At 55.2% G+C, this 15,751-nt stretch carries 14 protein-coding genes; 5 read left to right on the forward strand and 9 right to left on the reverse strand.

Features of this window, described 5'->3' with window-relative positions; translation table 11 throughout:
• Positions 1-49 precede the first annotated feature (49 nt).
• The gene (locus F3J40_RS21910; RefSeq protein ID WP_167018037.1) at positions 50-1,729 is read left to right on the forward strand and encodes a sugar phosphorylase; all 1,680 of its coding nucleotides are present in this window, start codon (positions 50-52) and stop codon (positions 1,727-1,729) included.
• A gap of 3 nt (positions 1,730-1,732) precedes the next feature.
• Here the strand turns inward: F3J40_RS21910 and F3J40_RS21915 are convergent, their stop codons facing one another.
• Positions 1,733-2,008: a YdgH/BhsA/McbA-like domain containing protein gene (locus F3J40_RS21915; RefSeq protein WP_167018039.1), complete on the reverse strand. Its 276-nt coding sequence runs from the start codon at positions 2,006-2,008 to the stop codon at positions 1,733-1,735.
• 33 nt (positions 2,009-2,041) lie between these two features.
• Between F3J40_RS21915 and F3J40_RS25085 the strand changes: the two genes are divergently transcribed.
• Entirely contained in the window at positions 2,042-2,167 is a 126-nt protein-coding gene (locus tag F3J40_RS25085) for a hypothetical protein (RefSeq protein WP_255464896.1), read from the forward strand.
• 11 nt (positions 2,168-2,178) lie between these two features.
• Here F3J40_RS25085 and bioH read toward each other — a convergent pair whose 3' ends face one another.
• Positions 2,179-2,949 carry a pimeloyl-ACP methyl ester esterase BioH gene (gene bioH, locus F3J40_RS21920; RefSeq protein WP_167018041.1) on the reverse strand — a complete coding sequence of 257 codons (771 nt, stop codon included), beginning with the start codon at positions 2,947-2,949 and terminating at the stop codon, positions 2,179-2,181.
• Between the two features lie 34 nt (positions 2,950-2,983).
• Here bioH and F3J40_RS21925 point away from each other — a divergent pair, with 34 nt between their 5' ends.
• Positions 2,984-3,664, forward strand: coding sequence for a phosphoribosyltransferase family protein (locus F3J40_RS21925; RefSeq protein ID WP_167018043.1), 681 nt, complete (start codon positions 2,984-2,986; stop codon positions 3,662-3,664).
• A gap of 54 nt (positions 3,665-3,718) precedes the next feature.
• Positions 3,719-4,294 carry a Fe-S biogenesis protein NfuA gene (gene nfuA / locus F3J40_RS21930; RefSeq protein ID WP_167018045.1) on the forward strand — a complete coding sequence of 192 codons (576 nt, stop codon included), beginning with the start codon at positions 3,719-3,721 and terminating at the stop codon, positions 4,292-4,294.
• A 53-nt stretch (positions 4,295-4,347) separates the two neighbouring features.
• On the opposite strand, the gene malQ is transcribed toward nfuA, so the two are convergent.
• From malQ to glpE, 5 genes are all read right to left on the reverse strand, one after another.
• On the reverse strand, positions 4,348-6,417 hold the full coding sequence (gene malQ / locus F3J40_RS21935; protein ID WP_167018047.1) for a 4-alpha-glucanotransferase: 2,070 nt from the start codon (positions 6,415-6,417) through the stop codon (positions 4,348-4,350).
• Positions 6,418-6,426: 9 nt separating this feature from the next.
• The gene (gene malP / locus F3J40_RS21940; RefSeq protein WP_167018049.1) at positions 6,427-8,835 is read right to left on the reverse strand and encodes a maltodextrin phosphorylase; all 2,409 of its coding nucleotides are present in this window, start codon (positions 8,833-8,835) and stop codon (positions 6,427-6,429) included.
• Positions 8,836-8,988: 153 nt separating this feature from the next.
• Complete coding sequence (locus tag F3J40_RS21945; RefSeq protein WP_017349995.1) at positions 8,989-9,747, reverse strand: DeoR/GlpR family transcriptional regulator; 759 nt, start codon at positions 9,745-9,747, stop codon at positions 8,989-8,991.
• Positions 9,748-9,774: 27 nt separating this feature from the next.
• Positions 9,775-10,596: a rhomboid family intramembrane serine protease GlpG gene (glpG, locus tag F3J40_RS21950; protein ID WP_205297484.1), complete on the reverse strand. Its 822-nt coding sequence runs from the start codon at positions 10,594-10,596 to the stop codon at positions 9,775-9,777.
• Positions 10,597-10,616: 20 nt separating this feature from the next.
• Entirely contained in the window at positions 10,617-10,943 is a 327-nt protein-coding gene (glpE, locus tag F3J40_RS21955; protein WP_017349993.1) for a thiosulfate sulfurtransferase GlpE, read from the reverse strand.
• Between the two features lie 229 nt (positions 10,944-11,172).
• Here glpE and glpD point away from each other — a divergent pair, with 229 nt between their 5' ends.
• Positions 11,173-12,681: a glycerol-3-phosphate dehydrogenase gene (glpD, locus tag F3J40_RS21960; RefSeq protein WP_167018051.1), complete on the forward strand. Its 1,509-nt coding sequence runs from the start codon at positions 11,173-11,175 to the stop codon at positions 12,679-12,681.
• 137 nt (positions 12,682-12,818) lie between these two features.
• Here the strand turns inward: glpD and F3J40_RS21965 are convergent, their stop codons facing one another.
• Together F3J40_RS21965 and glgP are read right to left on the reverse strand one after the other, a co-directional pair.
• A complete protein-coding gene (locus tag F3J40_RS21965; RefSeq protein WP_167018053.1) occupies positions 12,819-13,133 on the reverse strand; it encodes a TRL-like family protein in 315 nt (104 codons plus the stop codon).
• Positions 13,134-13,284: 151 nt separating this feature from the next.
• Positions 13,285-15,732, reverse strand: a complete 2,448-nt coding sequence (glgP, locus tag F3J40_RS21970; RefSeq protein WP_017349990.1) for a glycogen phosphorylase — start codon at positions 15,730-15,732, stop codon at positions 13,285-13,287.
• Between the last annotated feature and the right edge of the window lie 19 nt (positions 15,733-15,751).

Genomic DNA, 15,751 nt, shown 5'->3' on the forward strand with positions numbered 1-15,751 from the left:
TAAAACAAAGATCACAAAAACCGACCCCAGGCCGTGGCACAGCGAAACAATGGACATCATTAACCAGCTGCTCGACACTATTTATGCCGATACCTTGCCACTCGCCACCCGTGAGCGGCTCCTTTCACACATCCGTGCTGCGCGCGATGCCATGAAACTGCCACGCAAACTGCACTGGGATGAACAGGACGTGATGCTGATTACCTATGCCGATCAGTTTCGAGAGCCAGATACCCCGACCCTGCAAAGCTTCTCGCGTTTTTACCAGCAGCATCTGGCTAATACCTTCCCGCTGGTACATCTGTTGCCGTTCTACCCCTACTCTTCTGACGATGGCTTTTCAGTTATCGATTACCATCAGGTAAACCCGCTGTGTGGTGAATGGCGCGACATTGCGGAACTGCATACACACACTCGCCTGATGTTCGATTTTGTCTGTAACCATATGTCGGCGCAAAGCCTGTGGTTTCGCCATTTTCTCGATCGTGAACCGGGCTGGCAGCAGTTCTTTATTGCTATGCCACCCGCCACGGATTTAAGTGCCGTCACCCGTCCCCGGACTTCGCCACTACTGACGCCATTTGAATGCGCCGATGGTGAAACCCGCTTCGTCTGGAGCACCTTCAGTGCCGATCAGATCGACCTGAACTTTGCCGATGGCGAAGTGCTGATTCATATGGTCGATGTCCTGCTCGACTACCTGAAAAAGGGGGCGGATTACGTCCGCCTTGATGCCGTGGGCTACATGTGGAAAACCCCAGGCACCAACTGCATTCACCTGGCGAAAACCCATCAGTTGGTGCAGCTGTTCCGCGCGATTGCCAATCTGGTGGCACCGGGCACGGTGATCATCACCGAAACCAATGTGCCGCATAAAGACAATATCAGCTACTTCGGCGATGGCCGTAATGAAGCGCAGATGGTGTATCAGTTCTCGCTACCGCCGCTAGTGCTCCAGGCGATTCACAGTGGCTCTGGCAGGGCGCTGCGCCAGTGGGCGCGTTCGCTGATCCCTGGCGGCGGCACCACCACCTTTTTCAATTTTCTCGCCTCGCACGACGGTATCGGTCTCAACCCGGCTCGTGGGATCCTCAGCGAGCCGGAGATCCTTGCGCTGGTTCGCGATCTGGCCCTGGAAGGTGCGCTGGTCTCCTACAAAAACAACCCTGACGGCACAACCAGTCCGTATGAAATCAACGTCTCCTATCTGGATGCACTGAGCCGCCAGGAAGATGACGATGCCACGCGACTGCGCCGCTTTCTGCTGGCCCACGGCATTTTGCTGGCGTTTCCAGGCGTGCCAGCCATCTATGTACAGAGTCTGCTCGGTTCACGTAACGATCTGGATGGTGTGCGGGCAGCAGGCCATAACCGCGCGATTAACCGGAAAAAGTTTGCCTTGCAGGAGATGGAAGAGGCTCTGGCCGGTAGCAACTGGCTCCGACAGCACTGCTTTGAGCAGCTCAGCCAGCTGATCCAGCTCCGTCGTCGTCAGCAGGCATTTCATCCTGATAATCCAATGGAAGTGTTTGATAGTGAAAACGCTTTACTCATTATGCAGCGTCAGGGAGCAGAAAATATGCTGTGCGTTTTCAACCTCAGTCAACGGGAAATGCAGGCGACTTTACCAATAGCACGGCAGTTTTTGGATGTGGTCAGCGGGGAGAATGTTGATGGCACCCAGCCAGTGAAGCTGGATGCCTGGCAATTTATGTGGTTACGCGGCTAGGCGTTACTCTGCGTCTTTGTAAACGTCAGCAGTAGCAGCGAACTTGCCATGCTCACGACCGGCAATAATCAGATAATATTTGCCGCCCATTTCATCGGCTTTGTGCGACAGGGATTTATGCAAGTCCATCGGCGCATCTTTATCACTGGTGTTTACTGTACCAATTTTGACCAGATGCTGGCTCTCTACCACTTCTTTAGTGACCTCTTTTGCCGCCAACGCAGAAAAAGAGACGGCACCCATCATCACACCCGCAACCAACAGTTTCGCTACGTTCATATCATCATCCTCAATTTATTATGCGTTGTTGAAGTGAAAACCAGACAGCGCAAGCCACCGCCAGCCAAAGGGCCGTCTGTGGCACTGCATCCAGAGCAATTCATCGTCTGGCTTACGCGAGAAAGTATTGACGTTGGTGGCGAATTTGCCAGTCGCTGAGTGCGGTATCGCTACAGATCGTGACAGAACTCTATAATCTGCTGGCAGAAAATCTCGGGGTGAGAAATAAAGGGCGCATGGGCCGCTTTTTCAATCACCTGGCTACGAGATTGTGGCCATGCCGCATCCAGAAACGGGGCGATGGCACGCGGCACCAGTCCGTCTAACGCGCCATACAGACGCAGATGGGGTTGGCGGAGGTCAGCCAGAGCAGGACGTAAATCAACATCACGCAAAATGGCCAGGCCGGCATCCAGCACCGCGACTTCAGGCACCGGCTGCGACAGCACCACCTCTTTCAACTGACGTGCATCCTGGCGGGCACTGCTGGTGCCTAAGGTTTGCAGGGCCAGAAAACGTTCCACCGTGCGCTGAAAATCGGTACTCAGATCCTGCTGGAAGCGTAATAGCGTATCAGGTTTGATTCCCGGCCAACCGTCGCCAGCCGCGAAACAGGGCGAGGAGGCTACGCTAATCAACGCCGCAATCCGATCTGGCAGGGTCAATGCCAGTTGGCTGGCCACCAGCCCGCCCAGTGACCAACCCAACACAATCGCCTGTGCAGGCAACTGCGGTGCAATCTGCTGCGCCATTTGCGCCAGCGAAAGCGGAGGAAACGGCTGGCTACGACCATATCCGGGCAGGTCCACCAGATGCAGACGAAAATGCGCGCTGAGTCGCGGCACAATGCTTTGCCACACCTCGGCGTTCAGTCCCCAACCGTGCAACAGCACAAGATCGCGATCGCCAGTGCCACAGCACTGCCAGTGAAGAGATGTCATCAGTTACTATCCAGGTGATGATAAGGAGGTCGTTATGCTACCAATACCCGCTACCTGCTGGCTATGCCGCCTGCCACTTCAACTGCCGCAGCACGGCCTGTGCAGCCTGTGTCTGCGTCAGTTGCCTGCGCTCCCCACCCTGTGCCCACGCTGTGCTCTACCGGCCGCCAGCGCCTATCAGGCCTGTCTACGCTGCCAGCACACCCCGCCGCCGTGGCAGGCGTTGGTCTGTGTTGGCGACTATCAGCCACCGCTCAGCCATTGGGTGCGAGATCTAAAGTTTTCGGGCGTGACCGCACTCAGAGTGATGCTGGCACGGCTACTTTTGCTAAGCTTTCAGCACATGAGGCGTCAACTGCTACTGCCAAAACCGGATTTAGTGCTGTGCGTCCCGCTCCATCACCGACGCGCATGGCAACGCGGCTACAATCAAACCGCCTTGCTGGCAGCACCGCTGGCGCACTGGCTTAGTGCCGAATTTAGTCAGGGTCTGGTGCGTATTGGGGCGCGTTCACCTCAGCACCAGTTGAATGCGCAGCAGCGTAAAGCGAATTTGCAGGGTGCATTCCACCTTGAAATCGCGGTGCAGGGACGCCATATCGCCCTTATTGATGATGTGGTCACCACGGGCAGTACCGTGGCGGAAATAAGCCGCACATTGCTGGCGCAGGGCGCAGCCAGCATACAAACAGGTTGCCTGTGCCGTACCTTGTAGAGCGGCGGTGATGGGCGTACTATAAACACTGTAGTTAACAATTGAGCAACCGCCATGATCGTGATTACCGACTCTGCCCAGGAGCACTTCTCCAAGCTGCTGTCCAAACAAGAACCCGGCACCCAGATCCGCGTGTTCGTGATTAACCCAGGCACACCCACTGCGGAGTGCGGGGTTTCTTACTGCCCACCGGATGCGGTAGAAGCTACCGATACCGAGTTGAAATTTGAAAAACTGTCAGCCTTTGTTGACGAGCTGAGCGCACCTTACCTGGAAGAAGCCGAGATCGACTTCGTGACCGATAACCTCGGTTCCCAGCTAACGCTGAAAGCCCCTAACGCCAAAATGCGTAAAGTGTCAGATGACGCACCGCTGGTTGAACGCGTTGAGTATCAGTTGCAGGCTCAGATTAACCCACAGCTTGCCAGCCACGGCGGTAAAGTTACGCTGATGGAAATCACCGATGAAGGCTATGCCATCCTGCAATTTGGCGGCGGCTGTAACGGCTGTTCAATGGTCGATGTGACCCTGAAAGAAGGGATCGAAAAAGAGCTGCTGGCGACTTTCCCTGAGTTGAAAGGCGTGCGCGACTTGACCGAACATCAGCGTGGCGAACACTCCTACTACTGATGCCAATCGGCGCGACACCCGTCGCGCCGTTGTTTTCTCCCCGGCTATACCCACTATTTCCCGCGTACCTGACTTACCGCTTTCAACAGGCGTTTCACCGTCGCATCGTCAAAAATCGCCTCCAGCGGCACACTGATTTTGCGTCGCCAGTTGGGATATTGCGTGACCGTGCCCGGCACGTTCACCGGAGAAGTCATCCCGAGCCAGTCTTCCACCTGCAATCCCAGCAGCGCACTGCCGGTCTGTGCCAAATAGCGGTGCATGGCCAGGTTGAGCTGCGGCGTCATCGCCAGCTTTTCCGCCTGTTTTGCGCTGCGGGCTGGCATCACACCCGCCAGATGCAGTGCATCCAGCAGCGCCTGCTTTTGCTTCGCCCGCTCGGCATACAGAGACGCCAACACCGCTTCACCAGGATAGAGCCCCAGCTTGTCGCCAAGCTGCAAATCACCCGCCTGCCAAAAGCCATACAGCGTGGGCAGGTCGTGTGTACTGGCGCTGGCGATAGACTGCTCTGGATACGCCTCGGGCTGGCGATAACGGCCATCCTGGTTCTGTTCAAACCACAGCACTTTCCACGAGAAAACCCCGCTGTTACGCAACAGGCTGACAATCTCACGCGGCACCGTACCGAGGTCTTCGCCAATCACCATACAACGCTGACGCTGGCTCTCCAGCGCCAGAATGCCCAACAGATCCGCCACCGGATAGCTGACATAAGCGCCTTTATCTGCGCCGCCGCCAGCCGGGATCCACCACAGGCGCAGCAGCGACATCACATGGTCAATACGCAGTGCGCCACAGTCGCGCATATTGGCGCGCAGCAGGTCGATAAACGGCTGATAAGCCCGCGCCTGCATCACGTGAGGATCGAGCGGGGGTAAGCCCCAGTTCTGTCCCTGAGGGCCAAGCCGATCGGGGGGTGCGCCCACGGAGGCCTTGAGGCGATACAGTTCGGGATCGTGCCAGGTTTCACTGCTGCCTGCGGCTTCCCCTACCGCCAAATCGCGGTACAAACCGACGCTCATGCCGGACTGCTGGCTGACGTGCCAGCAGTGAGCCAGTTGGCGCTGCGCCAGCCACTGCAACCACTGCCAAAAGGCGATTTCATCTTCATGAGCCGCACACCATGCCTGCACCTCAGCGGTCTGGCTGTGCTGCCAGGCTTCCGGCCAGTCCGGCCAGCCGCAGAAATCCGCCTTACCGTGGCGTAGCTCACCTTGCAAGCCATCATAAGCGGCCTGATAGCGCAGGCTATCACCGCCCTGCTGTACAAACAGCGCAAAAGCCTGCTGCTGTTCATCTTCCGCAGACCGCTGACTAAACTGCGCCCAGGCGTGGCGCAGTGCGGTGATTTTCAGTGCCGTGACCGCCGGATAATCCACCCACTCGCTGGCGCGGGCCTGTTCGAGAGCCCTGCGCGTTTTTGCCTGTTGCCACCAGCGCTGCGCGGCTTTGCTGTGCTGGAAATCGTCCACCTGAGCAACGTCGATATACAGCACATTCAACCAGCGCCGCGACGCAGGGCTGTAGGGGCTGGCAAAGGCAGGGCTGGCGGGATAGAGCGCGTGCAGTGGGTTCAGCCCGACGAAATCTCCCCCCTGAGCGCCCACCTGTTGCAGCAACTGTTGCAGATCGCCAAAATCCCCCACGCCCCAGTTGTTGGCTGAACGCAACGTGTAGAGTTGAACCAAAGCGCCCCAGCGTTTCCCACCGTTTTCCAACGCAGCAGGCAGATAACAGCGACGTGGCGCAATAATCACCTGTGTCTGCCAGCGCTTTTTACCCTGGGTCAGGGTTAGCCGATGGTAGCCCTGCGCCAGACGTTTCGGCAGTGGCAGCTCAGTCCCCGCCAACACCTCTCCGCTAAACTGCTTGCCCTGTTCACTCTCTAGCTGCCAGTGAAAGTGCCCGCTTCCTGCGACTAACAAACAGCGCGGCTGGTTGCCGCGCAGGACCACCGCAGGCGGTAACGGGCCAGGCTTTTGCGTCTGCGGGTTGCCCATCACCGCCAGCAGCGCCTGCTTAGTCTCATCACGGATGGCTTCTTTTTTGCCGAGCGCGTTGGTGAACGCCAGTGCAATCCCGGCCGCCTGCGCGGCCTGATCCAGCGAGCGATTCGTCATGGTGGCTCCTTAGCGCTGCGCTTGCCAGATGCGTTGCTGGTAATCCCGAATCGAGCGATCTGAACTGAACATCCCGGTACGTGCGGTATTCAGAATCGCAGTTCGGGTCCACGCCTGTGGATTTTTCCACAAGGACTCCACGCGGATTTGCGCCTGCACATAAGCGTCGAAATCCGCCAGAACCAGCCAGGGATCGCCGTTTTTGGTCAGGCTATCCAGCAGCAAATCAAAGGCATGTTTATCGCCATCGCTGTATTTGCCTTTCTCCAGCGACTTCAGCAAACCATCCAGCACCTTGTCTTTTTTACGCAGCTTTTTCGGGTCATAGCCCCCTGCTTTCAGCGCTTTAACTTCATCCACCGTATGCCCAAAAATAAAAATGTTCTCCTCACCGACCTGCTGCGCAATCTCCACGTTGGCCCCATCCAGCGTACCAATGGTGATGGCCCCATTCAGCGCCAGCTTCATATTGCCGGTGCCGGAAGCTTCATAACCTGCGGTGGAGATCTGCTCGGAAAGGTCCGCCGCTGGGATAATCAGTTCTGCGGCGGTAATACGGTAGTCTGGGATAAAGACCACTTTCAAACGGTCACCCACGCGCGGATCCTGATTGACGACCTCGGCGACTTTATTAATGGCGTAAATAATATTCTTCGCCAGATAGTAGCCAGGCGCGGCCTTCGCCCCGAAGATAAACACGCGGGGTGTGAAGTGTGGGTTGTCCGGATTTTCCAGCAGCTTCTGGTAGCAGTAGAGAATGTGTAGCAGGCTCAGGTGCTGACGTTTGTACTCGTGCAGGCGCTTAATCTGCACGTCAAACAGCGCCTCAGGATTGACCTCAATGCCGGTCACGCGCGCAATGTATCGTGTCAGGCGCGCTTTATTGGCCTGCTTAATATTGCGATAGCGCTCGCGGAACACCAGGTCATCAGCATAGTGTTCAAGATCGCTCAGCGCGTCTAAGTCGTTAGCCCACTCACCTTCAAGCGTCTCATCAATCAGGCCAGCCAGACCGGGGTTGCACTGTTTTAGCCAGCGACGCGGCGTGATGCCATTGGTGACGTTATGGAATTTCTCCGGCCACAGCTCGGCATACTCCGGAAACAGATCTTTCACCACCAGCTCGGAGTGCAGTGCCGCCACGCCATTTACCGCAAAGCTGCCAACCACACACAGGTTTGCCATGCGCACCTGATTGTCAGCCACAACCGCCAGCTTGCGCCACAGCGCCTTATCCTTCGGCCAGCGGCGGGTCACGACTTGTTTCAACCGGCGGTTAATCTCTTTGATGATCTGCATATGACGCGGTAGCAAACTGCGCATCAGGCGCTTGTCCCAGCGCTCCAGCGCCTCCGGCATCAAAGTGTGGTTGGTATAGGCAAACACCCGGCTGGTAATGTGCCACGCCTCTTCCCAACTGAGCTGGTGCTCATCCAGCAGCAGGCGGAGCATTTCAGGGATAGCAATCGTCGGGTGAGTATCATTCAGTTGGATCACTTCGTAATCCGGTAACGATTGGATGGTACGTCCGGCGAGGTGATGACGACGCAGAATATCGCCAACCGCGCAGGCACACTGGAAGTATTGCTGCATCAGGCGCAGCCGTTTGCCCTGCTCATGATTGTCGTTGGGATAGAGCACTTTGGTCAGCTTGGCGGCCTCAATGCCGTTTTGCTCTGCCTGTAAAAACTCACCGTTATTAAAGCGCGTCAAATCAAACGGGGTATCGCTGCTGGCTTTCCACAGGCGCAGCGGCAAGGTCACGCCGTTGCGATAGCCGATGACCGGGAGATCCCAGGCTTCCCCCTTCAGCATTACCGCAGGCTGCCAGAGCGCTTGTCCCTCGGCACCCTCCACGACTTCACCGCCCAAGCCAACCTGCACATCCAGCGCCACTTGGTGGCGAAACCACGGATAGCGGTCCCGCTGCCAGTCATCGGGATCTTCATGCTGATGGCCTTCATCAAACGACTGGCGGAACAGGCCATACTGGTAGTTCAGCCCATGCCCGGTGGCCGGCTGCCCGACGGTTGCCATTGAGTCCAGATAGCAAGCGGCGAGACGTCCTAGCCCGCCGTTGCCCAAAGCCGGGTCCACTTCTTCTTCCAGCAGTTCACCCAACGGCACCTCATAGTCCGCCAGTACCGCGCGAACATCGTCATACCAACCGAGGTTAATCAGGTTGTTGCCCGTGAGGCGCCCCAACAGAAACTCCATCGAAAGATAGTTAACGTGACGCTGATTTTTACGTCCGGCCGCTGCCGCAGGGGCGGCGGTCAGAACCTCATTTAAAGCGCCTGAAAGTACCTGCCACCAGTGGTGCAGCGAGAGCTGCTGTGGCGAGGTAAATCCGGCATGTTGCCATTGGCGGGTCAGAGCGGCGACAAAACGGGCTTTATTAAATTTCTGTTGTGACATATCAATCCCTTCCGAATCCGTTTTCAACGAGGTGAGTCTGGGCTGCGCACGGCCAGCAACGGTTTAATTTAAGACGGCAAAGGATAAAAAAGCGACAGGGTTCACACAAAAGCAGCAAAAAGGCTGACCAGCGAGCGCTGGCCAGCGTTGGAATTAGCAGAGTTCGAGCTGAACTTCGTGCTGTTCAATCACTTTCAGCACGCTGGCTGGCGGTGTTTGATCGGTATAGAGGTAATCCACCAGACTCATGCTACCGAGATTCACCATCGCGTTACGACCAAACTTCGAGTGGTCACACACCAGCATAACGCAGCGCGAATTCTCAATAATGGCCCGCTTGGTACGGACTTCATGGTAGTCAAACTCCAGCAGCGAGCCGTCCATATCGATGCCGCTGATGCCGAGAATGCCGTAGTCGAGACGGAACTGGGAGATAAAATCCAGCGTCGCCTCGCCCATAATGCCGCCGTCGCGGGTGCGCACTTCACCGCCCGCAATAATCAAACGGAAATCGGGTTTGCCCATCAACAGCATGGCAACGTTAAGATTGTTGGTGACGATGCGCAGATTACTGTGGTTCATCAACGCGTGGGCTACCGCTTCCGGCGTGGTGCCGATATCAATAAACAGCGTAGCGCCGTCTGGGATTTGGCTGGCTACACGCTGCGCGATACGCGCTTTTTCGGCCGACCACATCATTTTACGATCTTGCCAGGCGGTGTTTTCCGAGCTGGAAGGCAGCGCTGCACCACCGTGATGACGTTGAATACGGTTTTGATCGGCCAGATCGTTGAGATCGCGCCGGATGGTCTGCGGGCTGACGGCAAAGTGCTCCACCAGCTCTTCAGTACTGACATAGCCCTGACGGCGAACCAAATCGATAATGCCGTCGTGACGTTGCGTCTGCTTCACATTACTCTCCTGTACTCACTCATCCAGTTACTGACGCCTGCGGGTATCGACATACGCCATCGCCAGGCCGACCAGCAGGCCAACAATGTGCGCAGCATTGGCAATATCGAGGCCCAGCACGCCATACCAACCAATCACCAGCCAGAGGATCGCGAAACCAATCAGGCCGCGCTCAAGGTAAATACCGCTTTCGGGATCGCGCTCGCCGCGTAGCCAGCAATAGCCCATCAGCGCATAGACGACGCCGGAAAGCCCGCCAAACCAGATGCCGCTGAATTTATCCTGCATCCAGCCACTCAGCAGTGCGGAAATCAGCATGATCACGAACAGCTTGCCGCTGCCCAACCGCTTCTCTACCGCGCCTCCCAGATACCACCACCACATCAGGTTAAAGACGATGTGCAGCAGCGAGAAATGCAGTAAAGCATGGCTGAACCAGCGCCATACCTGGAAATATTGCTGTGGGCCTGCGGGCCAACCGAGCCACATCAGTACCGTTTCATCCCCGACGATCTGCATCAGGATAAACACCGCCACGCAGGCGATCATCAGGGTCATGGTCAGTGGGCCAGCACGCTCACGGATGTTGGCCCAGAAGTTAGTGCGTTCATAACGCAGGCTGTTGCGGGTATTACCGGTTTGCCAGCTGGCGGCGTGATAGCGCGGATTATCAGGATCGCGAATAAACTGATTAAGCTCGTTTTCGACCATCTCCAGTTTCGACTCGTCGTCGAGCATGACCACAGAATGGCCTTCCTGCTCAATCCGCAGTTGCACACCGCGCGTCGCCATGTAGTCGACAAAGGCCTGCGCGGTACGCGGATGGTTAAATTGCGTGATGCGTATCATCTTCCTCGCTCCATCAAGGTTTACTCAGCGCCACTTGCTACCTGAGCCGGGAATACGGCGCGCCAGGCATCAAAGCCACCGTCAATGCTGTATGCCGCCGCAAAACCCTGATTTAACAGATATTGTGCGGCACCTTTGCTGCTGTTGCCGTGATAGCACATCACCAGTACCGCTTTGCTGCGATCGGCGCTGGCGATGAAGTCATTTAAGTTGCTGTTCGACAGGTGCAGGGCATCAGTGGCATGGCCGAGCGCAAAGGTTTGTGGATCGCGGATATCCACCAGCAGCGCACCTTGTGCCAGGTGTTCCTGAGCTTGCTGAACATCAATACATTCGAAGGTTTCCATGGTGTCTCTCATTACTGCGTCACATTTGGCGCTTAGTGTAACCCGAGTTGCGGGTGCAATAACCTGACATTTTATAAGGTTGATGTGATATTTCTGGCGCAGGAATGTTAATTGCGTCACGCAAAATTGTTTTTTCGTGGTTAAGCGCTGGCATCAATGTTTGTTTGCGATTATTATAATGCTCGAAAACGAACATTAAAGAACTATTCCGAACATCGGAGGAGATGACGTGGAAACCAAAGACCTGATCGTGATCGGCGGCGGCATCAACGGCGCTGGCATTGCAGCGGATGCTGCAGGACGCGGCCTGTCAGTGCTGATGCTGGAGGCACGGGATCTGGCCTGTGCCACCTCATCTGCCAGTTCAAAACTCATTCATGGTGGCCTGCGCTACCTTGAACACTACGAATTCCGTCTGGTTAGCGAAGCGCTGGCTGAGCGTGAAGTACTGCTGAAAATGGCACCGCACATCGCTTTCCCGATGCGCTTCCGTCTGCCACACCGACCGCATCTGCGACCGGCCTGGATGATTCGCCTGGGCCTGTTTATGTACGATCACCTCGGCAAACGCACCAGCTTACCCGGCAGTAAAAGCTTGCGTTTTGGCGCGGATTCGCAGTTAAAATCCGAAATTACACGCGGTTTCGAATATTCTGACTGCTGGGTGGATGACGCTCGCCTGGTGGTGCTGAATGCGCAAGAAGTGGAAAAACGCGGCGGCGAAGTGCGTACCCGCACTCGCGTAACCCGTGCATGGCGTGAAAATGGCCTGTGGATCGTTGAAGCCGAAGACGTGGATAGCGGCAAGCTCTATACCTGGCAGGCTAAAGGTCTGGTCAATGCGGCAGGTCCGTGGGTTAAGCAACTGTTCGACGACAGCCTGAAGCTGAAATCACCGTATGGCATCCGCCTGATCAAGGGTAGCCACATTGTTGTGCCACGCGTACACCGTGAAAAGCAGGCCTATATCCTGCAAAACGAAGATAACCGCATCGTGTTTGTGATTCCGTGGATGGATGAGTTCTCCATCATCGGTACGACTGACGTGGAGTACAAAGGCGATCCGAAAGATGTACGTATCGATGATAACGAGATCGATTATTTGCTGAAGGTGTTTAACGGCCACTTTAAAAACAACCTGAGCCGTGATGACATCGTCTGGACCTATTCGGGCGTGCGCCCACTGTGTGACGATGAGTCCGATTCACCTCAGGCGATCACCCGTGATTACACGCTGGATGTACACGATGAGAATGGCGCAGCGCCTCTCTTGTCGGTGTTTGGCGGTAAGCTGACCACCTACCGTAAACTGGCCGAGCACGCGTTGGAGAAACTGGCGAAGTACTATCCGCATGCGGGTGCTGCCTGGACCAAAACCGCGGTATTACCGGGCGGCGATATTGCCGGAAGCCGTGAAGATTACGCGGCCAGCCTGCGTCGTCGTTATCCGTTTATCACCGAAGGGATGGCGCGTCATTTTGCCCGCACCTACGGCAGCAACAGTGAGAAAGTGCTGGCGGGAGCCAAAGGCCTTGACGATCTGGGTGAAAACTTTGGTCATGACTTCTATGAAGCCGAACTGCGCTACCTGGTGCAGAACGAGTGGGTACGCGAACTGGATGATGCGATCTGGCGTCGTACCAAGCAGGGCATGTGGCTGACAAAAGAGCAGCAGGCGCGCATTAGCGAATGGTTAGCCGCCCATGCAAAGAAGCCTTCGCTGTCGCTGGCAAGCTAATCTGACCCACGGCATTGCATGAAAAACAGCCCCGGTTGCCTTGCGCTCCGGGGCCCTTTTTTTAGCCGCGTTTTACCGTAACTGGCGAGGATGATTGACCTGCACGTTCAACGCAGTGCAACTGCCTGAAACGATAATCATAGGCCTGTTACCAGGGTACAGGTTTTACCTAAGAATGGGTAAGCCCCGGTGGTGTGATAGTCAACCGATACAACCTGACGAATTCCGCCCTGAGCTTTCGCCTTTTCAATTGAAGCATCGCCCCAGTTAACTAGCCCAATAACGGAAATCGCACACGACTCACCTTTTTTATCACCGGTCTGATCGGTTGCCATGATCGGGCCTTTCACATTGGTAATCAAACCCAGGCCCGTAGGGGTTGGCCCTGCCGCACAACCAGTGAGCAGCAGAGCAGCGGTGACCAGAGATAAAACGGATAATGTCTTTTTCATTTGTAATCCTTAATAAAAATAATAAAAAAAGCGGCCCCTTTTAGGGCCGCCTTATAATGACAGTAACATTACGTTTTAGTGTGCAGATGTAATAAACTTTACATGCTGCGAAATTATTTTCTTAATAAACAAGCCACGTCTTGTTTATTAACTACAATCTTACCGGAGATATATGCCATATCTCATCGGCATACTCCTGAATCGTCCGATCCGAAGAGAAATAGCCCATGTTAGCAATATTCAGTACCGCACGGCGCTGCCACTCTTCGGGTTCTTTATATAACGCATCGACCTTATCCTGCGTATCTACATAGCTACGGTAATCCGCCAGCAACTGGTAGTGATCGCCAAAATTCACCAGCGCATCAAACAGATTGCGGTAACGGTTTGGCTCTTGCGGGCTGAACACGCCTGTCGCGATCTGCGTCAAGACCTGGCGCAACTCTTCGTCTTCATCAAAGTACTTACGTGGATTGTAGCCCTGCTGCCGTAGCTGCTCGACCTGCGGTGTGGTATTCCCGAAGATAAAGATATTCTCCTCACCCACGTGCTCCAGCATCTCCACATTCGCGCCATCCAGCGTGCCGATAGTTAATGCACCGTTTAACGCAAACTTCATATTACTGGTGCCTGAGGCTTCCGTTCCTGCGGTGGATATCTGTTCGGAGAGATCGGCCGCAGGAATGATAATTTGCGCCAGGCTGACGCTGTAGTTAGGAATAAACACCACTTTGAGTTTATTCTTCACGTCAGGATCATTATTAATTACCTGGGCGACATCATTAATAAGATGAATAATATGTTTCGCCATATAATAGGCCGACGCCGCTTTACCCGCAAAAATATTTACGCGCGGCACCCATTTCGCCGTAGGATCGTTTTTAATACGATTGTAGCGGGTAATAACATGCAACACATTGAGCAGTTGGCGCTTATATTCATGAATACGTTTTATCTGCACATCGAACAGCGCATTCGGGTCCAGCACGATATCCATGTTCTTCGCCACCCACTCGGCGAGGCGACGCTTATTCACATGTTTCGCCGTCGCTACCTGCTCGACAAAGCCGGGAAAGTCCGCCTGAGGAACCAGTTCACCCAGCTGACTCAGGTCGGTACGCCAGTTGCGGCCAATGCTCTCGTCCAGCACGTCAGACAGCGAAGGGTTAGCCAGCGCCAGCCAGCGGCGTGGGGTCACACCATTGGTTTTATTGCAGAAACGTCCGGGGAACAGGCGAGCAAAATCCGCAAACAGCGACTGCACCATCAGGTTTGAGTGCAGCTCCGACACACCGTTTACTTTGTGGCTGGCAACCACCGCCAGCCATGCCATTCTGACGCGACGACCATTGGTTTCGTCAATGATCGAGATGCGTGATAACAGCGCGTTGTCATTGGGGTAATACTCCTGAATGGTTTTCAGGAAGAAATCATTGATTTCGAAAATAATCCCCAGGTGACGCGGCAGGATTTTGCCAATCATATCGACCGGCCAGGTTTCCAGCGCTTCGCTCATCAGCGTATGGTTGGTGTAGGAGAACACCTGGCAGGTGACTTCAAACGCATCGTCCCAGCTAAATTTATGCTCATCAATCAACAGCCGCATCAGCTCAGGAATCGCCAGCACCGGGTGAGTATCGTTGAGGTGGATGGCAATTTTGTCAGCCAGATTGTCCCAGGTTTCATGCATTTGCCAGTGGCGATCGAGAATATCCTGCACCGTGGCCGAAACGAGGAAGTACTCCTGACGCAGCCTTAACTCACGCCCTGAATAGGTTGAGTCATCAGGATAGAGCACGCGTGAAACGTTTTCAGAGTGGTTCTTATCTTCCACCGCAGCAAAATAGTCGCCCTGGTTAAACTTACCGAGGTTGATCTCATTACTGGCCTGCGCGCCCCACAACCGCAGCGTGTTGGTGGCATCAGTGTCGAACCCTGGCACAATTTGGTCATAAGCGGTTGCCAGAATTTCTTCGGTCTCCAGCCAGCGGACCTTACTGCCCTCATGCTGAATACGACCACCGAAACGCACTTTGTAGCGCGTGTTATAACGCTGGAACTCCCATGGATTTCCATACTCAAGCCAGTAATCCGGTGACTCTTTTTGCTGGCCATCCACGATATTCTGTTTGAACATGCCATAGTCGTAGCGGATGCCATAGCCGTGCCCCGGCAGGCCCATCGTGGCTAAAGAGTCGAGGAAACAGGCCGCCAAACGGCCCAGACCGCCGTTACCCAAGCCGGGATCGCTCTCTTCTTCCATTAACTCCGCCAGATCCAGCCCCATTTCGTTGAGGGCATTGTCCAGATCTTCGTAGATCCCCATCGCCAGCAAGGCATTGCCCAGCGTGCGGCCCATCAGGAACTCCATCGACAAATAGTAAACCTGGCGGACATCCTGCGAGAGCTGAGCGCGACTGGAACGCAGCCAACGCTCTACCATACGGTCACGTACCGCCAGCAGCGCGGCATTCAGCCACTCATGCTTGTTGGCGACCGAAGGATCTTTACCAATAGTAAACATCAGCTTATAGGCAATCGAATGTTTCAGCGCATCGACCGTTAGCGTGGGTGAGGCATAAGTGAATGGTACGTTCATATCAAATATCCCTGTCTAC

This window comes from Candidatus Pantoea multigeneris (assembly GCF_011752615.1).
Taxonomy (GTDB): domain Bacteria; phylum Pseudomonadota; class Gammaproteobacteria; order Enterobacterales; family Enterobacteriaceae; genus Pantoea; species Pantoea multigeneris.

Excerpts from the sequence above, each read along its gene's own strand:
- F3J40_RS21965 (WP_167018053.1), bottom strand. The coding sequence starts at position 13,133 with ATGAAAAAGACATTATCCGTTTTATCTCTGGTCACCGCTGCTCTGCTG.
- glgP (WP_017349990.1), bottom strand. The coding sequence starts at position 15,732 with ATGAACGTACCATTCACTTATGCCTCACCCACGCTAACGGTCGATGCG.
- F3J40_RS21925 (WP_167018043.1), top strand. The coding sequence starts at position 2,984 with ATGCTACCAATACCCGCTACCTGCTGGCTATGCCGCCTGCCACTTCAA.
- F3J40_RS21910 (WP_167018037.1), top strand. The coding sequence starts at position 50 with ATGGACATCATTAACCAGCTGCTCGACACTATTTATGCCGATACCTTG.
- glpE (WP_017349993.1), bottom strand. The coding sequence starts at position 10,943 with ATGGAAACCTTCGAATGTATTGATGTTCAGCAAGCTCAGGAACACCTG.
- glpG (WP_205297484.1), bottom strand. The coding sequence starts at position 10,596 with ATGATACGCATCACGCAATTTAACCATCCGCGTACCGCGCAGGCCTTT.
- nfuA (WP_167018045.1), top strand. The coding sequence starts at position 3,719 with ATGATCGTGATTACCGACTCTGCCCAGGAGCACTTCTCCAAGCTGCTG.
- malQ (WP_167018047.1), bottom strand. The coding sequence starts at position 6,417 with ATGACGAATCGCTCGCTGGATCAGGCCGCGCAGGCGGCCGGGATTGCA.
- malP (WP_167018049.1), bottom strand. The coding sequence starts at position 8,835 with ATGTCACAACAGAAATTTAATAAAGCCCGTTTTGTCGCCGCTCTGACC.
- F3J40_RS21915 (WP_167018039.1), bottom strand. The coding sequence starts at position 2,008 with ATGAACGTAGCGAAACTGTTGGTTGCGGGTGTGATGATGGGTGCCGTC.
- bioH (WP_167018041.1), bottom strand. The coding sequence starts at position 2,949 with ATGACATCTCTTCACTGGCAGTGCTGTGGCACTGGCGATCGCGATCTT.